Annotated in this window: 21 protein-coding genes, 1 tRNA gene and 2 pseudogenes; 16 read left to right on the top strand and 8 right to left on the bottom strand. The window is 68.1% G+C overall.

Annotation, left to right across the window (positions count from 1 at the left end; genetic code table 11):
• Positions 1-4 precede the first annotated feature (4 nt).
• Positions 5-1,027: a rod shape-determining protein gene (locus C4313_RS01350; RefSeq protein WP_352428079.1), complete on the top strand. Its 1,023-nt coding sequence runs from the start codon at positions 5-7 to the stop codon at positions 1,025-1,027.
• Positions 1,028-1,087: 60 nt separating this feature from the next.
• Here the strand turns inward: C4313_RS01350 and C4313_RS01345 are convergent, their stop codons facing one another.
• The 3 genes from C4313_RS01345 to icd form a co-directional block, all read right to left on the bottom strand.
• Positions 1,088-1,747, bottom strand: a complete 660-nt coding sequence (locus C4313_RS01345; protein WP_352428078.1) for a redox-sensing transcriptional repressor Rex — start codon at positions 1,745-1,747, stop codon at positions 1,088-1,090.
• 100 nt (positions 1,748-1,847) lie between these two features.
• The gene (locus C4313_RS01340; protein ID WP_352428077.1) at positions 1,848-2,282 is read right to left on the bottom strand and encodes an MOSC domain-containing protein; all 435 of its coding nucleotides are present in this window, start codon (positions 2,280-2,282) and stop codon (positions 1,848-1,850) included.
• A 96-nt stretch (positions 2,283-2,378) separates the two neighbouring features.
• Entirely contained in the window at positions 2,379-3,608 is a 1,230-nt protein-coding gene (gene icd / locus C4313_RS01335) for an isocitrate dehydrogenase (NADP(+)) (protein ID WP_352428076.1), read from the bottom strand.
• Between the two features lie 123 nt (positions 3,609-3,731).
• On the opposite strand from icd, the gene C4313_RS01330 reads away from it, so the two are divergent.
• From C4313_RS01330 to C4313_RS01285, 10 genes and pseudogenes are all read left to right on the top strand, one after another.
• On the top strand, positions 3,732-5,228 hold the full coding sequence (locus C4313_RS01330) for an aldehyde dehydrogenase family protein (RefSeq protein ID WP_352428075.1): 1,497 nt from the start codon (positions 3,732-3,734) through the stop codon (positions 5,226-5,228).
• 56 nt (positions 5,229-5,284) lie between these two features.
• The gene (gene iscX, locus C4313_RS01325) at positions 5,285-5,497 is read left to right on the top strand and encodes a Fe-S cluster assembly protein IscX (RefSeq protein WP_352428074.1); all 213 of its coding nucleotides are present in this window, start codon (positions 5,285-5,287) and stop codon (positions 5,495-5,497) included.
• Complete coding sequence (locus tag C4313_RS01320) at positions 5,490-6,155, top strand: NADH-quinone oxidoreductase subunit B (RefSeq protein ID WP_503012435.1); 666 nt, start codon at positions 5,490-5,492, stop codon at positions 6,153-6,155. The genes iscX and C4313_RS01320 overlap by 8 nt, the downstream gene beginning before the upstream one ends.
• Positions 6,156-6,215: 60 nt before the next feature.
• A pseudogene (locus C4313_RS01315) lies at positions 6,216-6,662 on the top strand (NADH-quinone oxidoreductase subunit C); the annotation flags it as partial.
• 177 nt (positions 6,663-6,839) lie between these two features.
• The gene (locus tag C4313_RS01310) at positions 6,840-7,994 is read left to right on the top strand and encodes an NADH-quinone oxidoreductase subunit D (protein WP_352428112.1); all 1,155 of its coding nucleotides are present in this window, start codon (positions 6,840-6,842) and stop codon (positions 7,992-7,994) included.
• 24 nt (positions 7,995-8,018) lie between these two features.
• Positions 8,019-8,627 (top strand): 4Fe-4S binding protein, encoded by a 609-nt coding sequence (locus C4313_RS01305; protein WP_352428073.1) that lies wholly within the window; start codon positions 8,019-8,021, stop codon positions 8,625-8,627.
• A gap of 20 nt (positions 8,628-8,647) precedes the next feature.
• A complete protein-coding gene (locus tag C4313_RS01300; protein ID WP_352428072.1) occupies positions 8,648-9,709 on the top strand; it encodes an Mrp/NBP35 family ATP-binding protein in 1,062 nt (353 codons plus the stop codon).
• 95 nt (positions 9,710-9,804) lie between these two features.
• Positions 9,805-11,121 carry a (Fe-S)-binding protein gene (locus C4313_RS01295; protein WP_352428071.1) on the top strand — a complete coding sequence of 439 codons (1,317 nt, stop codon included), beginning with the start codon at positions 9,805-9,807 and terminating at the stop codon, positions 11,119-11,121.
• Between the two features lie 16 nt (positions 11,122-11,137).
• The gene (locus tag C4313_RS01290; RefSeq protein ID WP_352428070.1) at positions 11,138-12,160 is read left to right on the top strand and encodes a radical SAM protein; all 1,023 of its coding nucleotides are present in this window, start codon (positions 11,138-11,140) and stop codon (positions 12,158-12,160) included.
• 94 nt (positions 12,161-12,254) lie between these two features.
• On the top strand, positions 12,255-13,181 hold the full coding sequence (locus tag C4313_RS01285) for a PSP1 domain-containing protein (protein ID WP_352428069.1): 927 nt from the start codon (positions 12,255-12,257) through the stop codon (positions 13,179-13,181).
• 118 nt (positions 13,182-13,299) lie between these two features.
• Here the strand turns inward: C4313_RS01285 and C4313_RS01280 are convergent, their stop codons facing one another.
• The 3 genes from C4313_RS01280 to C4313_RS01270 form a co-directional block, all read right to left on the bottom strand.
• Positions 13,300-15,582, bottom strand: a complete 2,283-nt coding sequence (locus C4313_RS01280; protein WP_352428068.1) for a YfhO family protein — start codon at positions 15,580-15,582, stop codon at positions 13,300-13,302.
• 5 nt (positions 15,583-15,587) lie between these two features.
• Positions 15,588-16,805: a S41 family peptidase gene (locus C4313_RS01275; RefSeq protein ID WP_352428067.1), complete on the bottom strand. Its 1,218-nt coding sequence runs from the start codon at positions 16,803-16,805 to the stop codon at positions 15,588-15,590.
• Positions 16,806-16,931: 126 nt separating this feature from the next.
• A tRNA-Val gene (locus C4313_RS01270) sits at positions 16,932-17,005 on the bottom strand.
• Between the two features lie 82 nt (positions 17,006-17,087).
• Here C4313_RS01270 and C4313_RS01265 point away from each other — a divergent pair.
• Positions 17,088-18,578 (top strand): CCA tRNA nucleotidyltransferase, encoded by a 1,491-nt coding sequence (locus C4313_RS01265; protein ID WP_352428066.1) that lies wholly within the window; start codon positions 17,088-17,090, stop codon positions 18,576-18,578.
• A gap of 24 nt (positions 18,579-18,602) precedes the next feature.
• On the opposite strand, the gene C4313_RS01260 is transcribed toward C4313_RS01265, so the two are convergent.
• The gene (locus tag C4313_RS01260; RefSeq protein ID WP_352428065.1) at positions 18,603-19,871 is read right to left on the bottom strand and encodes an aspartate aminotransferase family protein; all 1,269 of its coding nucleotides are present in this window, start codon (positions 19,869-19,871) and stop codon (positions 18,603-18,605) included.
• 63 nt (positions 19,872-19,934) lie between these two features.
• Complete coding sequence (locus tag C4313_RS01255; RefSeq protein ID WP_503012437.1) at positions 19,935-20,258, bottom strand: tRNA-binding protein; 324 nt, start codon at positions 20,256-20,258, stop codon at positions 19,935-19,937.
• A 129-nt stretch (positions 20,259-20,387) separates the two neighbouring features.
• Here C4313_RS01255 and C4313_RS01250 point away from each other — a divergent pair, with 129 nt between their 5' ends.
• The 4 genes and pseudogenes from C4313_RS01250 to C4313_RS01235 form a co-directional block, all read left to right on the top strand.
• Positions 20,388-20,840 carry an Hsp20/alpha crystallin family protein gene (locus C4313_RS01250; RefSeq protein ID WP_352428063.1) on the top strand — a complete coding sequence of 151 codons (453 nt, stop codon included), beginning with the start codon at positions 20,388-20,390 and terminating at the stop codon, positions 20,838-20,840.
• A 41-nt stretch (positions 20,841-20,881) separates the two neighbouring features.
• Positions 20,882-23,455 (top strand): endopeptidase La, encoded by a 2,574-nt coding sequence (gene lon, locus C4313_RS01245; RefSeq protein ID WP_503012436.1) that lies wholly within the window; start codon positions 20,882-20,884, stop codon positions 23,453-23,455.
• A gap of 9 nt (positions 23,456-23,464) precedes the next feature.
• Positions 23,465-23,836, top strand: a complete 372-nt coding sequence (locus C4313_RS01240) for a response regulator (RefSeq protein ID WP_352428061.1) — start codon at positions 23,465-23,467, stop codon at positions 23,834-23,836.
• Positions 23,833-24,832 (top strand): annotated as a pseudogene (locus C4313_RS01235) (hypothetical protein); the annotation flags it as partial. The gene C4313_RS01240 and the pseudogene C4313_RS01235, both read left to right, overlap by 4 nt.

Genomic DNA, 24,832 nt, shown 5'->3' with positions numbered 1-24,832 from the left:
GGCCATGTGGGTCAAGCGGCTGGGCATCGATTTGGGCACGGCCAACGTGCTGGTCTATGAGGTCGGCCGGGGGGTTGTCCTCCAGGAGCCCTCCGTCGTGGCCATGCCAGTGGATGGGGACGAGATCCTGGCGGTCGGCGAAGAGGCGCGGGCGATGTATGGCCGCACGCCGGAGATCATCGAGGTGATCCGCCCGCTGCGGGACGGGGTGATCGCCGATTATTATGTCACCGAGCGGATGCTGCGCTACTTCATCGCCAAGGTCTGCGGTCCCATCCGCCTCTTCCGACCCCATGTGATGATCTCCGTGCCCTACGGGGTGACCAGCGTGGAGAGCCGGGCGGTGCACGAGGCCGCCGTGGCCGCCGGCGCCCACCCCAGCCACGTCTACCTGATCCCGGAGCCGTTGGCGGCTGCCCTGGGCGCCGGCCTCCCCGTGGATACCCCCACGGGGAACATGGTCGTCGACCTGGGGGGCGGGACCACCGAGGCGGCGGTGATCTCCATGCTGGGGATCGTGACCGCCCACTCGGTGCGGGTGGGCGGGATCCGCATGGACGAGGCCATCATCGGCTACGTGCGGCGGAAATACAACCTGGCCATCGGGGAGCCGACGGCGGAGCAGGTGAAGATCCAAATCGGGACAGCCCTTCCTATCGACCCACCGCTGGCCATGGAGGTGCAGGGGAGGGACCTGGTGAGCGGGCTGCCGCGCACCATCTCTTTGAGCTCCGATGAGGTCCTGGAGGCCATCCAGGAGCCGTTGCAAGCGATCATCGGGGTGGTGCGGGCGGTCCTGGAGCGCACGCCCCCTGAGCTGGCCTCGGACATCATCGATCGCGGCATGGCCCTGGTCGGTGGAGGGGCGATGCTGCGGCGCATCGACGAGCTGCTCACCCGCCAGACCGGCGTCCCCGCTTACGTGGCCGACGCCCCGATGGCTTGTGTGGCCATCGGGGCGGGGAAGGCCCTCGAAAACATCCACCTGTTCCGGCGCACCCTCACAACGATCTGGTCCTCGCTCTGAGGAGAAGCCCCTCGCCGTTCGAATGGGTTCTACCGCCCGAGCGCGCGGTAGGGGATGCCCTCAGCCGGCAGCCGCGCCTTCCGCCGGCCCGCCGGCGTCCTCCAGATAATAAGTCATCTGTTGCAGGTGGATCACCGGATCGATGTATTGGACCCACACGCCTGGCGGGACCCGCAGGTGGATCGGCGCGTAGTTGAGGAGGGCGCGGATCCCGGCTTGGACGCAGAGATCGGCGACCTCCTGGGCGGCGGAGGCAGGCACCGCGATCATAGCGATCTGGATCCGATGGGCGGCCACGAACTCGGGGAGCTCCTGCACGTCCCGGACGATGTGGGGGCCCACCGGCCGTCCGATCTTCTCCGGATCGTTGTCGAAGATGGCAACCAGACGGAAGCCCCGCGGGACGAACCCCTGATACTGGGCCAGGGCGTGCCCCAGGTTCCCAGCCCCCACCAGGATCATGTCCCACGTCCGGTCCACCTTCAGGATGCGCTTGAGATGCGCGATCAGGTCTGGGATCCGATAACCGGTCCCCTGCTTCCCAAAGTTGCCGAAGTAAGAGAGATCCTTGCGGATCTGGGCCGAGCTGATCCCCAGGCGCTCCCCCAGCTCCTGGGAGGAGGTGACCTCGCGCCCCTCCGCCGCCATCACCTGCAGCGCCCGCAAGTAGATCGGAAGGCGTCCAATCACGATTTCCGACACCTTGCGGACCGCACCCATCGCGCGCACCCCCGCATCGAAAGTCTGGCCCTTTTGTAGCACAAGTTTGTGAAACACACAACGCGTGGGGGAATCGATTTCGGAGGGCAAGACGGGCCGGTCAACGCCGACGGACCGGGTCGCCGCGGCGGATCCAGCCACCCTGGAGGACACGGGCCAGCATCCCCCGCCGACCCCGCAACGCCTCCTGGAGGCCGGGGCGGATCTCATCCATCCGCCCACAGGGGGTGCACGGCCGGGTGATCTCGAGGACGGCCTCGCCCACCTGCAGGCGATCGCCCGGCCGGAGGTCGGTCAGCGGGATCCCCTGGAGGGTGATGTTCTCCCGCACCGCACCGGGGGAGAGCCCCAACGACTCGAGGGTCTCGACGTCCATCAGCAGGATCTGACGGGAGGATCCGGGACGGGCATGGGAATCCCCGGGGAACCCCCGGTCGGTCTCCGCATAGACCAGCGGGAGGGGCTCCATGGGCTCCCGGTGGCCCGGGCAGCGGAACAACGCCACCACCTGGCCGTCCCTATGCTCGAGCGCCATCCCGGACCTCCATCCTCCGGTGGGGACGCGGACCATCCGGCCGCATCGCCTTTGGGGTGGGGGAGGGCAAGATCCCCTCCTCCACCCCTTCCGACCTCACAGGTTGGCCACGATGGCCTCGGCGAACTCGCTGGTGCGGACCTCGCGGGCGCCCTCCATCAGCCGGGCGAAATCGTAGGTGACGATCTTCTGCTGGATGGTGCGGGTGAAGGCGGCCTCGATGGCGTCGGCGACCTCGTTCCAGCCGATGTAGCGGAACATCATGACGCCGGAGAGGAGCAAGGAGCTGGGGTTCACCTTATCCAGGCCGGCGTATTTGGGGGCGGAGCCGTGGGTGGCCTCGAAGACCGCCAGGCCGTCGCCGATGTTGGCCCCGGGGGCGATCCCCACCCCGCCCACCATCGCCGCCAGGGCCTCGGAGAGATAATCCCCGTTCAGGTTGGACGTGGCGATCACGTCGTATTCGTCTGGCCGCAGAAGGACCTGTTGGAACATGGCGTCGGCGATGCGATCCTTGATGATGATCTTGCCCTCCGCCGGCTTTCCCTCCGCCACCTCGGCTTCGGTGATGGTCACGTCCCCGAACTCCTCGCGGGCGACCTCATAGCCCCAACGGACGAAGGCCCCCTCCGTGTATTTCATGATGTTCCCCTTGCCCACCAGGGTCACGCTGCGCCGGCCGTTCTCCAGGGCGTAGCGGATGGCCTTGCGCACCAACCGCTTAGTGGCCCCCTCGCTGATGGGCTTCAGGCCGATGCCCGCGTTGGGCGGCAGCGTGATCCGAAAGGTCCGCTTCAGATAGGCGGCCACCCGTTTCGCCTCCGGCGACCCGGCCTCCCACTCGATCCCGGCGTAGACGTCCTCGGTGTTCTCGCGGAACACCACCATGTTCACCTTCTGGGGCTCCTTGAGGGGGGAGGGAACCCCGGGATACCACTTCACCGGCCGCACGCAGGCGTAGAGGTCCAGTTTCTGGCGCAACTGGACGTTGATGCTGCGCCAGCCATAGCCGACCGGGGTGGTGAGGGGGCCCTTGATGGCCACCACGAACTCCCGGATGGCCTGCAAGGTCTCCTCCGGCAGGCGCTCCCCATAAAGTTCCTCGGCGTCCTCCCCCGCGTAGAGCCGGACCCAGGCCACCTTCCGCTGGCCACCGTATATCTTCTGTACAGCGGCGTTCCAAACCCTCATCGCCGCGGGCATGATGTCCCGCCCGATCCCGTCCCCCACGATATAGCCGATGATGGGGTGGTCCGGGACCACCAGGCGGCCGTTCCGCAGTTCGATCTTCTGGCCGTCCTCGGGCACTCGGATGTGCGTGAACATGGCCACAACCTCGTGGTGGTCTTCACAGCCCATGATAATCAGGGGTCCATCCGCAAGGAAATTGACACCCCCTCTTTCCTAGGCCTATAATTCCTTTGTGATCCTGCTTCCCAGGGGGAGCCCATGCTCGTCCAGAATTATATCAACGGGCGTTGGGTGGAGGCGCAATCGGGGGAGCGGTATGTGGACCTCAACCCGGCCACCGAGGAGCCGGTGGCAGAGGTGGTGAAGTCCGACGAGCGGGATGTGGCGGCGGCGGTGGAGGCGGCGGCCGCCGCTTTTGAGAAGTGGCGGAAGGTTCCAGCCCCCAAACGGGCGGAGATCCTCTATCGCGTCGGCCAGTTGCTGGTGGAGCGCAAGGAGGAACTGGCCCGTCTGCTCACCCGGGAGATGGGCAAGGTGCTCCCGGAGGCCCGGGGCGATGTGCAGGAGGCCATCGACATGGCCTTCTACATCGGCGGGGAGGGGCGACGGCTGTTGGGCTACACCGCCCCGGTGGAGATGCCGAACAAGTTCGGCATGGCCATTCGGGATCCCATCGGCGTGGTCGCCTGTATCACCCCCTGGAACTTCCCCATCGCCATCCCCTCCTGGAAGATCTTCCCCGCCCTGGTCGCCGGCAACACGGTGATTTTCAAGCCGGCCACAGACACGCCGGCCACGGCGGCGGCTTTCGTGAAGATCTTTGAAGAGGCGGGGCTGCCGCCCGGCGTGCTCAACCTGGTCATCGGCCCGGGTCCGACGGTCGGGAACGCGCTGGTGGAGCACCCCACGGTGAAGGCCATCTCCTTCACCGGGTCCACGGAGGTGGGGCGCGATCTCTACGCCCGCGCGGCCCGCCACCTCAAACGGGTCTCCCTGGAGATGGGGGGCAAGAACGCCATCATCGTGATGGAGGACGCCAACCTGGAACTGGCCCTGGAGGCCACCCTTTGGGCGGCCTTTGGCACCACCGGGCAGCGCTGCACTGCATGTTCCCGGCTGATCCTCCACAAGCCCATCAAGGGGCGGTTCGCCGAGATGCTGGTGGAGCGGGCCCGCCGGCTCCGCTTGGGGGACGGCCTGGAACCGACCACGGACGTGGGGCCGCTCATCAACGAGGCGGCGGTGAAGAAGGTGCATGGGTATGTGGAGATCGGCAAGGCCGAGGGCGTGCGTCTGCTGTGTGGGGGCCGTCCCGTCAAGGTGAACGGCAAGGGCTTCTTCTACGAACCGACGATCTTCGACCAGGTGCGGCCGGATATGCGCATCGCCCAGGAGGAGATCTTCGGCCCTGTCCTCTCCATCATCGAGGCAGAGAGCCTGGAGGAGGCCATCCGGATCAACAATGCCGTCAACTATGGCCTCTCCAGCAGCCTGTTCACCCAAGACGTCAACAAGGCCTTCCAGGCCATCCGGGACATCACCACGGGGATCGTCTATATCAACCACGGGACCACGGGGGCGGAGATCCAGTTCCCCTTCGGCGGCACGCGGGGGACGGGCAACGGCCACCGGGAGGCCGGGCTGACGGCCATCGAGTTCTTCACCGAGTGGAAGGCGGTCTACGTGGACTACAGCGGCCGCCTCCAGCGGGCCCAGATCGACACCACCGCCTTCGGCCAGGTCCAGGTGGAATGAGGGCGGGCGCCCCATCTTTTGTTAACCCGGGTTAGCGATTTTGTGGTAAACCTCACATGGAGCGTTTTTACTGGGACGACGCGTATCCCATCGCGCGGGCCCTGCGACAGGCCCATCCGGAGGTGGATCCCCTGGCGGTGGATTGGGATACGTTACACCGCTGGGTGGTGGCCCTGCCCGGCTTCGCTGACGATCCGCGCCTGAAGGACCCGGTGCGGTTGGAAGAGATCCAGCGGGAATGGCTCGAGGAGGTGCTCGCCCATGGATGAGTTGCGCGACCTCAACACCATGCCGGTCCCTTTGGAGCTGCGGGACAACGTCCTCGTTACCACCATCGACCGCTTTGTGAGTTACATCTACAACTGGGGGCGCAAGCGCTCCGTGTGGCCGATGATGTTCGGCCTGGCCTGTTGCGCCATCGAGATGATCTGCGCGGCGGCCAGCCGCTTCGACATCGCCCGCTTCGGTTCGGAGTTGATGCGCCCCAGCCCCCGCCAGGCCGACCTCATGATCGTCTCCGGCACGGTGACCAAGAAGATGGTCCCGCAGATCGTCCGACTTTACAACCAGATGCCCGAGCCCAAATATGTGATCTCCATGGGCGCCTGTGCCACCGGCGGAGGGCCCTTCAAGGAGGGCTACAACGTGGTCTCGGGCATCGATAAGTTCATCCCTGTGGACGTCTACGTGCCGGGCTGTCCGCCGCGCCCGGAGGCCCTGCTCCACGGCCTGTTGAAGCTTTATGAGAAGATCGAGCGCCAGTCGGTCCGCACCGTCCCCTGGTATCAGCGGGGCGAGTCGGAGGCGGTCCCGGTGCCTATCCTGGGCCCCGATCTCATCGACCCGCGCCGGCTGCCGGAGATCCGGGCCCGGCTGGCGGCGCTGCGGGCGAAGGCGGCGGAGGCTCCTTCCGAGGGGGCTTCTTGAAGCCCTTCGATCGACAGCCGTCCGGGTCGTCCATCCTGTCCGCCAGGTGAGGAGGCTTCGATGTCCGCGCCGACCAAAGCCAAAGCAGCTCCTTTGGCCGAGCTGAAAGGCGATCTGGCCATTCTGAAGGAACGGTTCGGCGAGGCCGTCCAGCCGGCCGAATACGAGGGGGTGGTGATCGCCAACGAAGTCCTGGTGGAGGCTGCCCGCTTCATCCGGGACGAACTGGGCTATCGGTATCTCTCCAGCCTGACGGCGGTCGATTATCTCCAGGAGGGCTATTTCGAGGTCGTCTACCACGCCTATCGCCTGGAGGGCGGCGGGCCGCTGGTGTTCAAGGCCCGCACCCCCCGGGACGTGGCCACCATCCCCTCCATGGTCTCGGTGTGGCCCGGCGCCGATTTCCAGGAGCGCGAGGCCTGGGACCTGATGGGCATTCGCTTCGCTGGGCATCCGAACCTCAAGCGGATCCTCCTCTGGGAGGGCTTCCACGGACATCCCCTCCGCAAAGACTGGCGGGAGCCCTACTTTGAGGAGGAGCACAAGCCCTTCAGCAGCCGTTGGCCCTCCGGCCACCACATCCGGGCGGAGGACCGGGCTTTCTGGCATGACAACGTCCAGTATCCTCTGGACTGGGATCCAGATCAAGTCGAGGACACCGCCGACGAGTTGCTCTACATCGGCATGGGGCAGTTCGCCCGCGCGGACACGGGGGAGCCCGTCGAGCCCAAGAGCCTGCGGACCGAGCGGCTGGTGGTCAACATGGGCCCCCAGCACCCGAGCACCCACGGCGTCTTCCGGATGGTGATCACCCTGGATGGAGAGACCATCGTCCGCCTGGAGCCGGTGATGGGTTATCTCCACCGCAACCACGAGAAGATCGGCGAGCGCAACATGTATTTGCAGAACATGCCCTACACCGACCGCCTGGATTACATCTGCTCCATGAGCAACAACCTAGGCTACGCCCTCGCCGTGGAGAAGCTTCTGGGGATCCGGCCGCCGGAGCGGGCGGAATACCTGCGGGTGATCATGGCGGAGTTCACCCGTATCGTGAACCACCTGTGGGCCATCGGCTTCCTCCTCAACGACTTGGGAGCCTTCTTCACCCCCGCCCTCTACGCCATCGAGGAGCGGGAGTTGATCCTGGACCTCTTCGAGGAGGCCTCGGGCTCCCGCATGATGTGCAACTACATGCGCTTCGGCGGGGTGGCCCACGACGTCTCGGACGACTGGATCGCCCGGGCCAAGGAACTGGTCTACAACCGTCTGCCGCGGGCCATCGAGGAACTGGACCGCTACCTCACCCACAACGAACTGATCAAGGCCAGGTGCCAGGGGGTGGGGGTGTTGCCCCCGGACCTGGCGGTGGCCTACAGCACGGCCGGCCCGGTGCTTCGGGCCTCGGGGATCCCCTACGACGTGCGGCGGGCCGAGCCCTACAGCATCTACGATCGCTTCGACTTCGACGTCGCCGTCCGCTACAACGGTGACGTCTACGATCGTTACCTTATCCGCATCGATGAGATGTGGCAGTCCCTGCGCATCCTCCGCCAGGCCCTGGACCAGATCCCGAAGGGGGAGATCCAGGCCGGGAAGAAGCAATATATGATCCGGGTGCCCCCTGGCCAGGCTTACGGGCGGGTGGAGAACCCCAAGGGTGAACTGGGGTTCTATGTGGTGAGCGACGGCAGCCCCAACCCCTATCGCTATCACATCCGGGCCCCGTCCTTTATCAACCTCACCGCCTTGAACGAGATGTGCAAGGGCCACAAGGTGGCCGACGTGGTGGTCATCCTGGGCAGCATCGACATCGTCCTGGGCGAGGTGGACCGCTAAGCTCGTGGAAGGAGGCGAAGCCCGATGGTCTACGGTCTCGGCATCCTCAAAGGACTGGGCGTGACCCTCAAGCACTTCCTCTATTCATATATTGAGGACGTGCGCTATCTCTTCCAGGGCGGCCGCTACCATCCCCGTCATCTCCTGGAGCGGCAGGGGCCGCGGGCCCGCGGGGTGTTCACAGTCCAATACCCCAAGGAGAAGCTGCCGCTGCCGGAGAACTTCCGTTATATCCCCTTCCTGGTCTACGACACCCAGGAAGAGAAGATCAAGTGCACCGCCTGCGGGATCTGCGCCAAGGTCTGCCCGCCCCAGTGCATCTGGATCGTGCGGGGCACCGACCCCAACACCGGGCGCCCCAAGCCAGAGCCGGAGGCCTTCTACATCGACGCCACGATCTGCATGTCCTGCGGCTTCTGTGCGGAGTTCTGTCCCTTCGACGCCATCAAGATGGATCACGAATACGAGTTGTCGTCTTACGAGCGCTATGAGTCCCTCCTCTTCGATCTGCCTCGCCTGCTCAAGCCCGACACCTATCATGCGCAGATCCATCCATCGGATTGGGCCCGGGAGCAGGCGGAGAAGGAGGCGGAGAAGGCCAAGAAGGGCGAGAAGGCGGCGGTTCGTTCCTGAGCCCAACCGGGAGGCGAGGGATGGTGACTTCCGAGCAGGTGTGGGCGGCGTTGCGGCGGGTGCGGGATCCGGAGTTGGGGCGGGATCTGGTGTCGCTGGGGATGGTGCGGGAGGTGGTGGTGGACGGGGGATGGGTAGGGGTGACGGTGGTGTTGACCACGCCGGCCTGTCCGCTGACGGAGTGGATCGAGGGGGAGATCCGGGCGGCAGTAGGGGCGCTGCCGGGGGTGGAGCGGGTGGAGGTGCGGATGGAGGCACAGGTGCCCCCCCACGCCCGGCTGCGGGCGGTGGAGGGGTTGGGGATCAAGAACGTGATCGCGGTGGGGAGCGGCAAGGGGGGTGTGGGCAAGAGCACGGTGGCGGCCAACCTGGCGGTGGCGCTGGCGGGGATGGGGGCGGTGGTGGGGCTGATGGACGCGGACGTGTATGGGCCGAACCTGCCGGAGATGCTGGGGGTGAGCCGGCTGCCGGCACCGCGGGGCAACAAGATTCTTCCGGCGGTGGCATATGGGGTGCGGGTGATGTCGCTGGGCTTTTTGCTGCCGCCGGAGCAGCCGGTGATCTGGCGGGGGCCGATGCTGCACACCGCGGTGCGGCAGTTTCTGGAGGACGTGGACTGGGGGATGTTGGACTATCTGGTGGTGGATCTGCCGCCGGGGACGGGGGATGCAGCCCTTTCGCTGGCGCAGTTGGTGCCGGTGACGGGGGCGGTGGTGGTGACGACGCCGCAGGGGGTTTCGCTGAGCGATGTGGGGCGGGCGGTGCGGATGTTTGAGCGGCTGGGGGTGCCCGTTTTGGGGGTGGTGGAGAACATGAGCGGGTTCGTGTGCCCCCATTGCGGGCGGGAGACGGCGATTTTTGGGAAAGAAGGTGGTCGGCGGCTGGCGGAGCGGATGGGGGTGCCGTTTTTGGGAGAGATCCCGTTGGACCCGCGGGTGCGGGAAGGAGGGGATGAAGGGCGGCCGGTGGTGGTGGCGGATCCGGAGGGGCCGGCGGGTCGGGCGTTGCGGGCCATCGCCCAGCAGGTGGCCGCTCGCATCAGCGTCCTCAACCTCAGCCAGGAGCCGGTGCGCAACCCCTAGGCTTTGAGGCTCCCCAGAGGCCTGCCCCACGACCAAGCCGAACAAAAGGAATCCCGGTGCGAAGCGAGAGCCCATGGACCGCTGAGATCCAGCCGATGAATCTGTTCGCCCCGGCGCCCGGCCAGCGGGTTCCGCTCCCGGAGGGGCCGGACTATGAGGTTCTGCTGGGCTGTATCCGCTGCGGCCGTTGTCTCCCCGTTTGCCCCACCTACCAGGAGACCTGGCTGGAGGTCCAGTCCCCCCGGGGGCGCTTGGCCCTGCTGCGGGCGGTGGAGGAGGGACACCTCCCCCTGGACGATACGGTGGAGGCCCACCTTTACCACTGTCTGGACTGCCGGGCGTGTGAGACGGTGTGCCCTGCGGGGGTGCCCATCGGGGAGGCCATCTTGGCCGGACGAGCCTCAGCGGCCGTCCAGCGCCCGCGGCCGGCGTGGCTGCGGTTCGCCCTAGAGGTCCTCCTGGGCTCCCCCCGGGCGGCCGAGCGGGTGGCGGCGCCCCTCCGCTGGGCCTGGAGGATCGGCGGGATCCCCCTCGCCCGACGCCTCCTCCGGTTCCTGCCCCCGTTGCGGGATCTCCTCGATCTGGCCCCGCGCCCGGCGCGCCCGGTCCGCCGGGAGTTGCTCCGCCGAAAGCCTCCGCCGGCCCCCCGCTACCGAGTGGGCTTCTTCCTCGGCTGTGTGATGAACGCAGTTTACGGCGACGTGGTCCGCGCCAGCGTCCGCCTCCTGGAGCGGCTGGGGTGTGCGGTGGTGGTGCCGCCGGACCAAGTCTGTTGCGGTGCCCCGCAGGACGACCAGGGCTTGCGGGAGACGGCCCGGCGCTTCGCCCGACGCAACCTGGCCGCTTTCGCGGCCCTGGAGCCCCTGGATGCCATCGTGGCCGACTGCGCGGCGTGCAGCGGCTTCCTGAAGGAATACCCCCATTTGCTGGCGGACGACCCGGTGTGGGCCGAGGGCGCCCGGGCCTTCGCCGCCCGCGTCCGCGATCTCACGGAATGGCTGGAGGCCATCTGGCCGGAGGATCTGCGGCCTGTTGCGCCGGGGTTGCGGATCACCTATCATGAGCCATGCCATCTGAGCCATGCCCAAGGCGTCCGGCGTCCGCCGCGGGCGTTGCTCCAGCGCCTGGAAGGCGCAGAGGTGCGGGAACTGCCGGACACGGCCCGTTGTTGTGGGAGCGCCGGCATCTACAACCTCACCCACCCCGCCATGTCAAAGCGGCTGCTGGCGCGTAAGATGGCGGACATCGCCGCCACCGGGGCGGCGGTGGTGGCCACGGCCAACCCGGGATGCATGCTCCAACTGGAATGGGGCGCCCGCCGCACCGGCATGCGGATCCAGGTCCGACATCTCGCGGAGGTCCTGGACGAGGCGCTGGGGTCCGCCTCGGAGGGAAGGGCGGCGTCGGGATGAGCGGAAGGGGGAGCCGATGGCGCGGTGGCGGATCCCACCGGAGGTCGATGGGGGCGGTCGGTTCCGCATCCCCCGGAGGTCCTTCACGCCCGCCTACCTCAAAGCCTATGAGGAGGGACGGCTCCGGGAGAAGGTCGAGGAGGCCCTCTCCCACCTGGGCCCAGTCTGCCGGGTCTGCCCCCGCCGGTGCCGGGTGGATCGCCTGGCGAACGCCTTCGGGGTTTGCCGGGTCGGTCGCTACGCACGGGTCGCCAGCGCCTTCCCCCACTTTGGGGAAGAGGACGTCCTCCGCGGCTGGCGGGGCTCGGGGACGATCTTCTTCTCCTGGTGTAACCTCCGGTGCGTCTTCTGCCAGAACTTCGAGATCAGCCAGTTGGGCGAGGGAGAGGAACTGACCCCTAAGGAACTGGCCCGTCTGATGATCCGTCTCCAGGAGATGGGCTGCCACAACATCAACTTCGTCACCCCAGAGCATGTGGTCCCTCAGATCGTCGAGGCCCTGCCCTACGCCATCGAGATGGGGCTGCGCATCCCCATGGTCTACAACACCAGCGCCTATGACAGCCTGGAGAGCCTTCGGGTGATGGAGGGCCTGGTGGATATCTACATGCCGGATTTCAAGATGTGGACCCCCGAGCGCAGCCGCAAATATCTCCTGGCGGCGAACTACCCCGAAGTCGCCCGGGAGGCTATCGCCGAGATGCACCGGCAGGTGGGGGACCTGATGGTGGATGAGGATGGGCTGGCGGTGCGCGGCCTGCTGGTGCGCCATCTGGTGATGCCGGGCTTGTTGGAGGAGACCCGCGAGATCGTCCGCTGGCTGGCCGGCCTCTCCAGGGACCTTTACCTCAACCTGATGGATCAGTATCACCCCGCCTGGAAGGCACGGACTGACCCGCGCTACGCTGAGATCAACCGACGGGTGTTCCGCCGGGAGATGGAGGAGGCCTACCGCATGGCGCGGGAGGCCGGCATGTGGCGCTTCGATGTCCGCTGGCGGGTGGTGATCCCCGGGATCGAGCGGCTGGCCGTCGAGTAGCGGCAGGATCCCCCGGCTTCGTGGATCCCCTGGGGGCGTGCTATCATGCAAAATAACTGCTGCGGGAGCAAACCGCTTCGATCGAGAGGCATCGATGGAAACCGTGGCTGTCCAGGAACGGATCGTCGGGGTCCGCTTCCATCCTGTGGGGAAGATCTATCACTTCGACGCCGGGCCCTTCGAGCTGCAGGTTGGAGACTGGGTGATCGTGGAGACACCGCGGGGGAAACAGATCGGCCAAGTGGTGTCCCTGGGGATGCCCCGGAGCGGCCGCATCGAAGGCCCCATCCGTCCGGTGGAGCGCCCGGCCACCAACCGCGACCTGGCCATCCGGAAATATTGGGAACGCAAGGAGATCGAGGCCCTGGTGGTGGCGCGCGAGCACGCCCGCCAGTTGGGGTTGGCCGTCAAGATCGTGAAGGTGGAGATCTCCTTCGACGGCAAACACATCTCCCTCCTCTACCACACCGAGGAGAAAGTGGATCTGGAGCCCCTGCGCCGACGGATGGAGGAGCACTTCCGAGGGCGCGCGGTGGAGTTCCGTCTGATCGGTCCGCGGGACGTGGCGAAGTGGATCGGCGGGCTGGGGGCTTGCGGGCTGGAGACCCGGTGCTGTTCCCTCTTCTTGACGGAGTTCAGCCCCATCTCCATCAAGATGGCCAAGGAACAAGGGCTCTCCCTCAACCCCGAGGACATCACGGGGATGTGCGGGCGGCTTCGCTGTTGCCTGATCTACGAATATGAGCAGTATGTGCGGGCGAAGCAGGAGCTGCCCAAGAAGGGGAAGGCGGTGATGACCCCCCACGGGGAGGGTGTGGTGGTCGATGTCCTCCCGCTCCGGGAGGCCGCCCTGGTCCGCGTGGGGGAACGGGTCTACGAGGTCCCTAAGGAGCACCTGCAGCCCCTCGAGGAGTTGAAGGCGTTGCAGGAAAAGGCCGGCAAGCCCTGCAACGGGGGCGAAGGTTGCACCTGCGGCCGGCACCACAAGGGCGCTTCCCCTTCTTCCGAGATCGAGGGCTGAGGGACGGCGAGTTGCCCCGATGGCGGCCGTGGATGTGCGGATCTGCGGCGCAGGGATCGCGGGGATCCCCGCTGCCTATCACCGATCCATCGCCGCGCATGTGCTGGGGGAGGGGCCTTTATGCGGGATCGCTATGCCCGGCCTGGGTATGTGGAGCGGCTGGCCCGCTGGGGCGAGACATGGCAGCTGTGACGGGGTGGATCGGACCCGCCCTGCGGAAAAGGTGGAGGGGCGGCCCGGCGATGCGGATCGCCACGAGGAGCAGGGCCAGCCCGGAGAGGAGGACTCCGAGGCGGAAGGAGAGCGGGCGGTAGCGAAGGACCACCGCATGCGCCCCCGCCGGCACCGGGACCGCCCGTAGGGCGGTGTAGGCCCGCAGCACTGGCGCCGGCTGTCCATCGACGGCCGCCTCCCATCCCGGAGCCCACATGTCCCCGACGACGAGGAACCCCGGCCGCCCGGTCACGACCTCCAGCCGGATCTCCTCCGGGGCCCACGATCGCAGAACGACACGCGGCGGGGTTTCCGGCGGCGCCATCCCGGGCAACGGCACCACCCGGTCCAAGATCACCACCCGCAGGGGATCGAAGCGGCTGTCCCGCATGGCCCGGAGGGCGGTCTCGTCGTCAAAGGCAACGGCTTCGTAGACCAGATGGAACCGGGAGAACGGCTGTTCCAGACACCGGAATTCCAGGACACCGTGGACGGTGGTCAGGGCCTCCTGCAAGCGAGAAGGGAACGGGAGCGGCGGCTCGTCGGCGCGCTGGATGAAGCAGCCCACCCCCATCAGGGCCCAGACCCGCTCGCCGGGCACCTCCCGTCGGAACCGTTCCACCGGGCGCAGGGGCAGGGTGGTGAAGCCATGCAGGTCCTCGATCCCCATCCGAGTGGTCCAGTTGCCGGGGAGAAGGCCCCGCGTGTCCAGGCGCAACGGCGGCCAGTGGGCCGGGATCCGGTCGGGCGCCAGGGGCGGCGTGTGGAGGGCCTCGGGGTCTTCCCACACCCAATGGCCGGCCGTCGCCGTCCGCCAGGCGACCGACCCGACGTCCAGGGCGACCAGGGCCACCAGCGCCCAACGCCAGTGGGGCCTGCCTGAAAGAACCAGCAGAGCCAACCCCCCGATCAGGAGCGGCTCCATGGCTTGCGAGAGCAGCCGATGGAGCCGCGGCCACGCCGAGGGATCCTGGCCCTGCACGAGCAGAAGCCCGCCCCCCAGCACCAGCCCCCAGCCACCTAGCCCGACGGCCATGGCGCGCACCGTGGGACGGTCGGGGATCCGTGGCCAGCCCAGGACAGCGAGGGTGATCAGGGACCAAGCGGCGATCACGGCCGCCCGCTCCTGGTTGCGGAAGAAGCCGAGGAGCGGGGAAAGCCACCACGCGGCGACCGGATAGAGGGCGGCCTCGCCTCCCCGCGAGAGGAAGACCCCCAAGGCCAACAGGCCGAGCCACAGGGCCGGAGAGCGCTCCCGGCGTTGTCCGGGGGAAGACCGACAGTGGGCCGCCAGGATCAGGGTGGGGACCCCGACATAGAGCGGAGACCAGAGGGTCAGGTGGGGCCAGAGGATACCCCAGAGTTCCCATGTTTCAAACCCGCCGGCGCGCTGGGGGAAGGTCCAGGACGTCCGCTCGGTCCACGGAAGGATCTCCAAGACCGGAAGGAGGCGCGCGGCCGCGAGGCCGAGGCCGAAGAGGCCAACGCGGAGGAGGGCGGCCCACCGGGACCAGCGCCGCCCTGCCGCTGCGGCGCCGAACCCCACCGCCATCAACCCGCTGTAGAACGCCGCCTGGGCGTGGCTCCCCAACAGCGTCAGTGCCGCCATCCCGATGGCCAGCCCTTCCCAGCGCCGGCGCGGCCGAGGGTCCGTCAGCAGATGACCGAGGCCCCACAGCAGCCATGGAAGCCAGGCCATTGTGAAGAGGATGGGCGGGTTTTGAAGGGGATAGGCGGTCAAATAGCCGCTCAGGCCCCAGGCGAAGGCGCCGAAGGCCGCAGCCCCCCGCTCCCGGGCCAGCCAGCGGAAGAACAAATAGGCTCCCCATGCCGTCACGACCAGGTGGGCGACGACCTCCGCCGCATAGCCCCGGAGCGACAGGGAACTGCCCCCCGCCATCCCCACGACCAGCGCCTGAACCGGATACAGGGCAGGGGTCTGGGGATCGGCGAGGAAGGGATGCCCTCCCAGCCCGAACGGGTTCCAGAGGGGGATCTGACCAGCCTGCAGGCGCCGATGGGCGTAGGCGGCGAACGGGTAATGTTGTTCGGTCATGTCCCCCGGCCGGAAGGCCGCCTGCCCCCTCGGATCCCCGGACCAGAGGGGCGCGTAAAGGGCCGTGATCCAACCGGCGAGCGCCACAAGGATGGCGCTGTCCAGCGGGGAAACCCGGGGCCGGCCGGCCATCCTGCTCAGCGCTCCTGAAAGAGAACTTCAATGGCCTTTTCCAGCTGGGGGTCGCGCCCCCCAGCCGGCTGGGCCGGATCCACCCGCACTTCGATATCCGGGTTGAGCCCCTGGCCGTGGATGGCCCGGTTCTTAGGGGTGAACCATCGGGCGATGGTCACTCGCAGTTCCGAGCCGTCGGAGAGCGGGTGAGAAAGCTGCACCGAGCCCTTCCCGAAGGTCCGCTCGCCTACCAGCCGAGCCCGGCCCCGATCCTGGAGAGTCCCAGCCACGATCTCCGAGGCGCTGGCGCTGCCGGCGTTCACCAGCACCACCATAGGGATCTTCTCCCCTGGGTCCCCCGACTTCGAACGGAAGACCCGTTCCTCGCCGTCGCGGGTCCGCTCATAAGCCACCACGCCCTCGTCCAGGAAGAGGTCGGCCACCTGGATGGCCTGGTCCAGGAAGCCGCCCGGGTTGTCCCGCAGATCCAGGATCAGGCCCCGCGGGTTCTGGGCAAGCAACGCCTTCAGTTGCTCCTGAAGCTGGCGGGTGGCCTGGGCGCTGAAGTCGAAGAGTTGAATGTAGGCCACGCCCTGGGGAAGCATGCGGGCCTCCACCACCGGGATGGTGATCCGCGCCCGGGTCACCGTGACCTCGAAGGGCTCCCGCTCCCCGGGCCGCTCGATGGTCAGCGTCACTGAGGTGCCGGCCGGCCCACGGATCAGGGCGATGGCTTCGTAGATGCTGTAGCCGACGATGGACTGGCCGTTGACCTTGAGCACCAGGTCCCCCGCCCGCAGGCCGGCCCTCTGGGCCGGGGATCCCTCGAAGGTGCGCACGATCTCCAGTTTGTTGTCCCGGTTCATCCGGACCAGCGCCCCGATCCCCTCGAACTGGCCGGAGGCGTCTTCCTGGAGGATGCGGGCGATCTTCGGCTCGATGAAGGAGGTGTAAGGGTCCCCCAGGGTTTGCAGGGCCCCCCGGATGGCCCCATAGGCGACGGTTTGCGGGCTGGGGATCTCCCCATAATACTCCTGTTGGACGAGCCTCCAGGCCTCCCAGAAGATGCCGAAGGCCTGCTCGAGGTCCGGGGGAGGGGTGGCGGGAGGGGCGACCCGGGGGGCGGGGGGATGAAGGCCCCACGCTACGCCGAACCCGCTCAGGAACGCGCCGCCGGTCAACCCAGCCGCCAGGATGGCGAACAGCAGCAGGTTGCCCACGCGCTTGGCCCAGCTGTTCACGATGCGCCTCCTGAGATACCTGTGGACAGGCGGGATCTACCCGGATTCTATGGCAGGAACCGGATCGGTCCAAGAGGCGGGGCCGTCGAACAAAACAGCGCCGCAGCCCCAAGGGCTGCGGCGCTGTGGGCGAGGAGGGACTCGAACCCCCGACCTCACGGATGTGAGCCGTGCGCTCTGACCACCTGAGCTACTCGCCCATTTCTGGGAAAATTATACCCGCCACTTGTCCGCCTGGCAACTGCGGCGGCACCCCTGTCGGTGGGGAAGGAGCGGGGAGCGATGGCCCGACCGGTGCTGGAGACCCTGAAAGCCCTGCTGGAAGCCAGGGGCCTGGAGGCCCGCCTGGTGGGCGGGGCGGTGCGGGACCGCTTGGCCGGCCGGGAGCCCTACGATTTCGATGTGGTGGTGGTCGGCCCCGCCCTACGCCTCGCCCGCGAACTGGCCGATCGGGTCGGCGGGTCCTTCTACGTCCTGGACGCCCGGCGGGAGTTCGGCCGGGTGGTGTGGATTGATCCCGGCGGCCGGCGCTTCTACGTGGATCTCACCCGTCGGGAGGGCGAAGGCTGGGAGGCGGACCTCCGGCACCGGGACTTCACCATCAACGCGATGATGGTCGACCTGGGGACTTTCCTGGCTCAGGAGACCTTCGCCCCAGAGGATCCCCTCGGGGGCCTCGAGGACCTGCGCGCCCGGCGGCTCCGGCTGTGTGCCCCGGACGCCTTCCGCCGCGACCCGGTCCGGCTGCTGCGGGCGGTCCGCTTCGAAGCGGCGTTCGAACTGGAGATGACGCCGGAGACGGAGCGGGCGCTCCGGGAGGACCTCCCCGCCCTCCTGTCCGCTGCCCCGGAGCGACTGCGGGAGGAACTGGCGAAGATCCTGGAGATCCCCCCGGTCGTCCGCACCCTGCGCCGGATGGCGTCTCTGGGGCTCCTGGAGGCCCTCCTGCCGGAGGTGGCGGCCCTGCGGGGGGTGACCCAGGGGCCGCCTCACATCTGGGACGTCTACGAGCACACGCTGCGGGTGGTCGCCGCCCTCGAGCGGCTGATGGGCGCGACGGTCGAGACGCCGGAGATCCGGGATCTCCCCCGTCTGGCCGAGGCGGAGGCGGCCCTCGCGCCGTGGCGGGAGCGCCTGGCGGCCCGCTGGGCGGAGGAGGTCGTCGTCGGGCGCCCCCGACGGATCCTGCTGCTGCTGGCCGCCCTCTTCCATGACATCGGCAAGCCAGAGACCCGCACGGTCGCGGCCGACGGGCGGGTCCGCTTCATCGGTCACGAGCGGCTCGGGGCCGAACGGACCGCGGAGCGGCTCCGGGCGCTGCGGTTCAGCAACGATGAGGTCGAGGAGGTGGCGCTCCTGGTGCGGGATCACATGCGGCCCCACGGGCTGGCCCGCGGTCCCCTTTCCCCCCGGGCCATCTATCGGTTCTTCCGGGAGGTCGGGGCTGCCGGAGTGGATCTGGCCCTGCTGGCCCTAGCGGACACCCTGGGGGTCTGGGGGTCCACCCTCTCGGAGGCGGTCTGGGAGCCCCGGTTGCAGGTCGCCCGGACCTTGTGGGCGGCCTTCTTCGAGGCCCCTGAGCGGTTCGTCCGCCCGCCCCCCCTGGTGCGGGGGGAGGACCTGCTGGCGCTAGGGGTGCCGGAGGGCCCCCGCATCGGCCAGATCCTAGAAGCCATCCGGGAGGCTCAGGCCGCCGGGGAAGTGACCACGCGGGAGGACGCCCTGGCCCTCGCCCGCCGGCTGATGGAGGAAAGCGAAGCATCCGGCCTCTGACCGGAGACACAGGGGGCGGGAAGGTCACCTGGAGATCTCGGCGACTTCTGCCAGAGCCTCCTCAAAGATGCGGAGTCCCTCCTGGATCTGCTCGGCGGTGACCCCCAGCGGGGGGACCCAGCGGATGACGTTATCGTAGGTCCCGCAGGTGAGCAGCAGCAGCCCCCGCCGGAAGCAGGCGGCCTGCACGGCTTTGGCGGCCGCCGGGTCGGGCTCCCCGTTTCGGGAGAACTCCACCCCGACCATCAGCCCGCGCCCCCGCACATCCCCCAGGCCTGGGAAGCGTTCGGCGAGGCGGCGCAGGCCGGCCATGAGTTCCGCCCCGCGGGCGGCGGCGTTCTCGGGGAGGCGCTCCGCTTTCATCACCTGGATCGTGGCCACGGCAGCGGCACAGGCCACGGCGTTCCCTCCGAAGGTCCCCCCGTGGGCGCCGGGCTTCCATCGGGCCATCCACTCGGCCCGGGCAGCGATCCCCGACAGGGGAAGGCCGGAGGCCATCCCCTTGGCCATGATCAGGATGTCCGGCACCACCCCTTCATGCTCCACAGCGAAGAAGCGGCCGGTCCGCCCGAACCCGGTTTGCACCTCGTCGGCGATCAACAGCATCCCGTAGTGATCGCAGCGCTCCCGCAGGGCGGCCAGGAACCCAGGGGGCGGCACCACGTAACCCCCTTCGCCGAGGATCGGCTCCACCAGGAGGGCTGCCGTCTCCTCGGGGGCCGTCTGGGATTTCAGGAGGAAGTCCAGTTCCCGCAGACAAAAGCGCAGGGTCGTCTCCGGGTCCCATCCGTAGCGATACGCGTAAGGGTAGGGGGCCACGTAGACGCCGGCGGCCAGCGGCTGGTAACCGGCCCGGTAGATCGTCTTGCTGGTGGTGAGGGCCATCGCCATGTTGGTCCGGCCGTGGAAGCTCCCCTGGAAGACGATGATGTTGGGGCGACCGGTGGCGTAGCGGGCCAATTTCACAGCGGCCTCCACCGCCTCCGCCCCGCTGTTGGCGAAGAAGAAGGTGTCCAGGGGGGCGGGGACCACGGTGAGGAGCGCCTCGACCAGTTCCAGCATGGGACGGTGGTAGACGATGTTGGCCTGTCCGTGGAGCAGCCGCGCGGCCTGCTCTTGGACAGCGGCGACGACCCGGGGATGGCAGTGGCCGGTGTTGGTCACGCCGATGCCGCTGGTGAAATCCAGGTAGCGGCGGCCGTCGGTCCCATAGAGGTAAACCCCTTCGCCGTGGGTCACCTCTAAGTCGAAGATCCGGAGCCAGACCGGGGCGAGGTGCGCTCGGGTCGCCATCGCTGCCTCCTGATCAAAAAATAAAGATGGGGAACGGCTCCCTTTTCGCCCAGGGGCGTGCCCTCAGAAGACCCGGCCCCCCAAGGGCACCTCGGCGTCCGGGCGCAACAGCACCACGCGGCCAGCCTCATCCGGGACCCCGAGGACCAGGACCTCCGAGACGAAGCCGGCGACGTTCTTGGGGGGGAAGTTCACCACGGCGATCACCAGGCTCCCCACCAGTTCCTCCGGCCGGTAGCGGTCGGCCAGTTGGGCGCTGCTGGTTCGGACGCCGATCTCAGGCCCGAAGTCGATCCACAAGCACAGGGAGGGTCGGCGGGCCCGCGGATGGGGTTCGGCCCGCACCACCCGGCCCACCCGCATGTCCACCCGGAGGAACTCCTCCATCGTCAGGGTCGCCACACAGCGCCTCCGCGGAGCAGGATGTCCACCCGGACGGATTATGCTACAATTTGAGCAGGCCATCCAAACGGTCGGCTCTGGGCCTCTCAGGCACACCGGTGGAGCGCGCCATCCATGGAAGAGTTCGAGCGGACCTTCGAGCGGTTCCAGTCCCAGGTCGAGCGTCTGCTACAGGACATCCTGGCCCGCCAGCGGTGGGCGTTGCGCTACGGGAACGCCTGGCGCCCGCCCACCGATGTTTACGAGACCGACGAGGCCGTCGTGGTCCGTGTGGAGATCGCCGGGTTGAGGCCGGAGGACGTCGTCGTGGCCCTGCACGACCGCTGGCTGGTGATCAGCGGCTACCGTCAGGATCCCACCCCCAAAGTGGCTTATCATCAATTAGAGATCCATTATGGCGAGTTCCATGTGGAGGTCTACTTGCCATGGGCCCTGGACGCCGAGGCCGCCCAGGCGGTCTACCGCGACGGCTTCCTGATCGTCACCCTGCCCAAAAAACCGCCGCTGACCATCACGGTGCGGACGCCGCGCCGTCTCCCGGTGACCACACCGGGGGCCGGCCGGTGAGCCGCTGGCTGGAAGAGGAGCCCTTTCCCATGGCCATGAAAATGCTGTCGCCCATCGATGGGGCCCGCTGGGGGTATCTCCTCAGCGATGAGGAAGGGGAGGAGCCCCTGCCTCTGGGGGTGAAGCCGGAGGCGGAGGGGGACGCGGGAAGGCCGGCGGTGGAGATCCCAGAGGAGCTTCCCATCCTCCCCCTACGGGGCGTCGTGGTCTACCCTCTGACGGTCGTGCCGCTGGCCGTGGGGCAGCCTCGGTCCATCCGCCTGGTGGACGACGTGGTGCTGGGCCGGAAACGGGTGGGGCTGGTGGCCAGCAAGCGGCCGGAACTGGACGAGCCCATGCCGGAGGATTGTTACACCATCGGGACGCTGGCCCACATCCAGCGGCTGGTCCGGATGCCCGATGGCACCATGCGGATCCTGGTGATGGGCCTGGAGCGCATCCGCATCGTGGAATACACGGCCACCCAGCCCTACCTGAAGGCCCGGGTGGAGCGCCACCCGGAGACCATGACCCCCGGGCCGGAATTGGAGGCCCTGCGGCGCAAGACTGCCGAGTTGTTCGCCCGAATGGTGGAACTGGTCCCCGGCCTGCCGGACCCGTTGGGGGCCCTGGCGATGGCCGTGGAGGACCCTCGGCAACTGGCCTACGCGGTAGCCACCTACATCCGCATGTCCCTCCAGGAGGCCCAGGAGATCCTGGAACTGGATGACGTGGCGGCTAAGCTCCACCGCCTCATCGGCCTTCTGACACGGGAGATCGAGGTCCTGGAACTGGGGCGCAAGATCCAGTCCGAGGCCCAGGCCCAGGTGGAGAAGATGCAGCGGGAGTTCTTCCTGCGCCAGCAACTCGAGGCCATCCGCCGGGAGCTGGGCGAGGCCGATGAGCACCAGATGGAGGTCGAGGAGTTCCGGCGGAAGATCGAGGAGGCCGGGATGCCGCCGGAGGCCCAGCGGGAGGCCCTCCGTGAACTGGACCGCCTGGCCAAGTTGCCGCCCGCCTCGGCCGAATACGGGGTGATCCGCACCTACCTGGACTGGATGGTTAGCCTCCCCTGGAACAAGACCACCCCCGACAACCTGGACGTCGCCCACGCCCGGCGGGTCCTGGACGAGGACCACTACGGGCTGCAGGACGTCAAGGAGCGCATCCTGGAGTACCTGGCGGTGCGCAAACTGAAGCAGGAGCGAGCAGCGCAATTGGAGGAGCTGGAGACCCGCGATTACATCCGCCGGGCGCGGGAGGGGGCCATCCTGTGCTTCGTCGGCCCGCCTGGCGTGGGCAAGACCTCCCTGGGCCAGTCCATCGCCCGGGCGATGGGCCGCAAGTTCACCCGCATCGCCCTGGGCGGCATCCGGGATGAGGCGGAGATCCGGGGCTTCCGTCGGACCTACGTGGGGGCTATGCCGGGGCGCATCATCCAGGCCCTGCGCCGGGTGGAGTCCCGCAACCCCGTCTTCATGCTCGACGAGGTGGATAAGATCGGGGCCGACTGGCGGGGGGATCCGGCCTCGGCCTTGCTGGAGGTGCTGGACCCCGAGCAGAACCGGGAGTTCCGGGATCACTATCTGGATGTGCCCTTCGATCTCTCCCAGGTGCTCTTCATCTGCACCGCCAACCAACTGGACACCATCCCGGCGCCATTGCGGGACCGGATGGAGATCATCTTCATCCCGGGCTACACGGAGACGGAGAAGTTCCACATCGCCATGGGATATCTCATCCCGCGACAGTTGCGGGAGAACGGCTTGCTGCCCGGTGAGGTCACGTTCACGGAGGCGGCGGTCCGGCGCATCATCCGCGAATACACCCGCGAGGCGGGGGTGCGCAACCTGGAGCGGGCCATCGGCCGGGTCTGCCGCAAGGTGGCCACCCGGATCGCCGAGGGGGCGCCCGAGGCGGCCCTGGTGGACGCGGAGGATGTGCCCCGCTACCTGGGCAAGCCCCTCTACACCGAGGAGGAGATCGCCCGCCGGGTGGAGGTTCCCGGGGTGGCCATCGGCCTGGCCTGGACGCCCACGGGGGGCGATGTCCTCTTCATCGAGGCCACCCGTATGCCGGGGAGCAAGGGGTTCGTGCTGACGGGCTCCCTGGGGGAGGTGATGCGGGAGTCCGCCCAGGCGGCCCTGAGTTATGTGCGCGCCCACGCCCGCTCCTTCGGGATCCCCGAGGACTTCTTCGAGCGCAGCGACATCCACATCCACGTCCCGGCCGGGGCCATCCCCAAGGACGGCCCCTCGGCCGGCATCACCATCGTCACGGCGCTGGTCTCGCTGCTCACCGAGCGCCCGGTGCGGCCGGAGGTGGGGATGACGGGGGAGATCACGTTGCGGGGGAAGGTGCTGCCGGTGGGGGGCATCAAGGAGAAGGTGCTGGCCGCCCACCGGGTGGGCCTGCGCACGGTGATCCTCCCCAAGCGCAACGAGAAGGACCTGGAGGACGTCCCCGAGGACGTGCGCCGGGAGATGTCCTTCGTGCTGGTGGAGACCATCGACGAGGCCCTGGCCGCAGCCCTCTCGGACCGGAAGGAGGGGGCCCGGGCGGCCCTCTCCAAAGACGGGACGCGGCGGACGCGCTCGCCGGCCCGGGCGAAGGCGAAAAAGAGCCCATCGCGCTGAGGGGCGACGATGACGACGGTGATGGTCGTGGAAGACGACCCCCAGGTCGTCCGCATGCTGGTCACCCTGCTGGAACTGGAGGGGTTCCGGGGGGTGGGCTGCGCGGAGGCCGAGCGGGCCCTGGAGGAGATCCGGCGCGCCCGTCCAGAGGTGGTGGTGCTGGATCTGCACCTGGGCGGGCACAGCGGCCTGGAGCTGCTGCGGGCGCTGCGGGCCGATCCGGAGTTGCAGGGGACCCGGGTCGTGATCGTCTCCGGGGAGGACCGCCTGCGGGAGGCCCGCGCCGCTGGGGCTGACGCCTTCGTGCTCAAGCCGTTCTCGCTGGAGGAACTGGTCGAGGCGCTCCGCCGGCTGGAGCCCTCCAAGGGGGGTCCTCAATGATCAGAGCCCGCCAGTCATGGCGTTGGGGGATCGGCCTGGCGTTCGGGACCTTTCTCGCTCTCCTGGGGATCCTTGCCCTCGGAAGCGCTCGTCTCACGGGGGCGGCCCCCGCCGTCGAGGTCGAGCCCAACAATAACCCCTCCCAGGCCCAGCCCCTGGCCCTAGGGGAGACCCTCCAAGGGCGGATCGGGATGACCCCCACGGTGACGACCACCGTTGACTCGGATTACTACACTGTCACGGTCTCCCCCGGCAACAACTATCGGCTGTCCTTCAACATCATCCCGCCCAACCCCAACCAACTGTTGGTCCGGGTGCGCATCCTCGACGGGGCGCTGGCGCTGATCGATGAGGGCACCAGCACGGCCTCGGTCGGCTTGACGTGGAGGGCCTATACCACAACCTACTACATCGAGCTGGTGCCGGTCACATTCCAGCCTCCCTCGGCCCCCACGCCGACGCCCACGCCCACCCCGGGTCCGGTGCTGGTGGACTACCTGCTCAGCGTGGCTCAGGTGGCCAACACACCCATTCCCTCTCCGACCCCTAGTGGGACGCCGGTGCCTACGGCGACGCCGACCCCGCCCCCCACGGCCACGCCGGCCGGGACGCCCGACGCCTTCGAGCCGAATTATGATTTTGACCACGCCGCGTTGATCGGGCTGGGAACGAAATACACCGGCTTGAATTTTGTGCCATGGACGCCGGGGACGGAGGACAACGATTTCTTCCGGCTGTGGGTGAAGCCGGGGATGGTGGTCACCTGTGAGACGATGGATCTCACCCCCGGCACGGACACGAACATGATCCTCTACGACGCCAACCGCAACGGGATCGCTGGCAACGACGATGTGGACCCTCGAAGCGGGGATCTGCGCAGCCGGGTGACAGTGACGGTCACCTGGGAGGGATGGCTGTATGTGCTGGTGGGGCAGGGCGGGCGGGGGATCGTCTACGGCTCCGGATATAGTCTACAGTGCACGGTGGGCCTCCCTC

This window comes from Thermoflexus sp. (assembly GCF_040289485.1).
Taxonomy (GTDB): domain Bacteria; phylum Chloroflexota; class Anaerolineae; order Thermoflexales; family Thermoflexaceae; genus Thermoflexus.
The sequence above is the reverse complement of the archived record's forward strand: the minus strand, read 5'-3'. Positions and strand labels throughout refer to the sequence as shown.

Excerpts from the sequence above, each read along its gene's own strand:
- C4313_RS01350 (WP_352428079.1), top strand. The coding sequence starts at position 5 with ATGTGGGTCAAGCGGCTGGGCATCGATTTGGGCACGGCCAACGTGCTG.
- C4313_RS01345 (WP_352428078.1), bottom strand. The coding sequence starts at position 1,747 with ATGGGTGCGGTCCGCAAGGTGTCGGAAATCGTGATTGGACGCCTTCCG.
- C4313_RS01340 (WP_352428077.1), bottom strand. The coding sequence starts at position 2,282 with ATGGCGCTCGAGCATAGGGACGGCCAGGTGGTGGCGTTGTTCCGCTGC.
- icd (WP_352428076.1), bottom strand. The coding sequence starts at position 3,608 with ATGTTCACGCACATCCGAGTGCCCGAGGACGGCCAGAAGATCGAACTG.
- C4313_RS01330 (WP_352428075.1), top strand. The coding sequence starts at position 3,732 with ATGCTCGTCCAGAATTATATCAACGGGCGTTGGGTGGAGGCGCAATCG.
- iscX (WP_352428074.1), top strand. The coding sequence starts at position 5,285 with ATGGAGCGTTTTTACTGGGACGACGCGTATCCCATCGCGCGGGCCCTG.
- C4313_RS01320 (WP_503012435.1), top strand. The coding sequence starts at position 5,490 with ATGGATGAGTTGCGCGACCTCAACACCATGCCGGTCCCTTTGGAGCTG.
- C4313_RS01310 (WP_352428112.1), top strand. The coding sequence starts at position 6,840 with ATGGGGCAGTTCGCCCGCGCGGACACGGGGGAGCCCGTCGAGCCCAAG.
- C4313_RS01305 (WP_352428073.1), top strand. The coding sequence starts at position 8,019 with ATGGTCTACGGTCTCGGCATCCTCAAAGGACTGGGCGTGACCCTCAAG.
- C4313_RS01300 (WP_352428072.1), top strand. The coding sequence starts at position 8,648 with ATGGTGACTTCCGAGCAGGTGTGGGCGGCGTTGCGGCGGGTGCGGGAT.
- C4313_RS01295 (WP_352428071.1), top strand. The coding sequence starts at position 9,805 with ATGAATCTGTTCGCCCCGGCGCCCGGCCAGCGGGTTCCGCTCCCGGAG.
- C4313_RS01290 (WP_352428070.1), top strand. The coding sequence starts at position 11,138 with ATGGCGCGGTGGCGGATCCCACCGGAGGTCGATGGGGGCGGTCGGTTC.
- C4313_RS01285 (WP_352428069.1), top strand. The coding sequence starts at position 12,255 with ATGGAAACCGTGGCTGTCCAGGAACGGATCGTCGGGGTCCGCTTCCAT.
- C4313_RS01280 (WP_352428068.1), bottom strand. The coding sequence starts at position 15,582 with ATGGCCGGCCGGCCCCGGGTTTCCCCGCTGGACAGCGCCATCCTTGTG.
- C4313_RS01265 (WP_352428066.1), top strand. The coding sequence starts at position 17,088 with ATGGCCCGACCGGTGCTGGAGACCCTGAAAGCCCTGCTGGAAGCCAGG.
- C4313_RS01260 (WP_352428065.1), bottom strand. The coding sequence starts at position 19,871 with ATGGCGACCCGAGCGCACCTCGCCCCGGTCTGGCTCCGGATCTTCGAC.
- C4313_RS01255 (WP_503012437.1), bottom strand. The coding sequence starts at position 20,258 with ATGGAGGAGTTCCTCCGGGTGGACATGCGGGTGGGCCGGGTGGTGCGG.
- C4313_RS01250 (WP_352428063.1), top strand. The coding sequence starts at position 20,388 with ATGGAAGAGTTCGAGCGGACCTTCGAGCGGTTCCAGTCCCAGGTCGAG.
- lon (WP_503012436.1), top strand. The coding sequence starts at position 20,882 with ATGCTGTCGCCCATCGATGGGGCCCGCTGGGGGTATCTCCTCAGCGAT.
- C4313_RS01240 (WP_352428061.1), top strand. The coding sequence starts at position 23,465 with ATGACGACGGTGATGGTCGTGGAAGACGACCCCCAGGTCGTCCGCATG.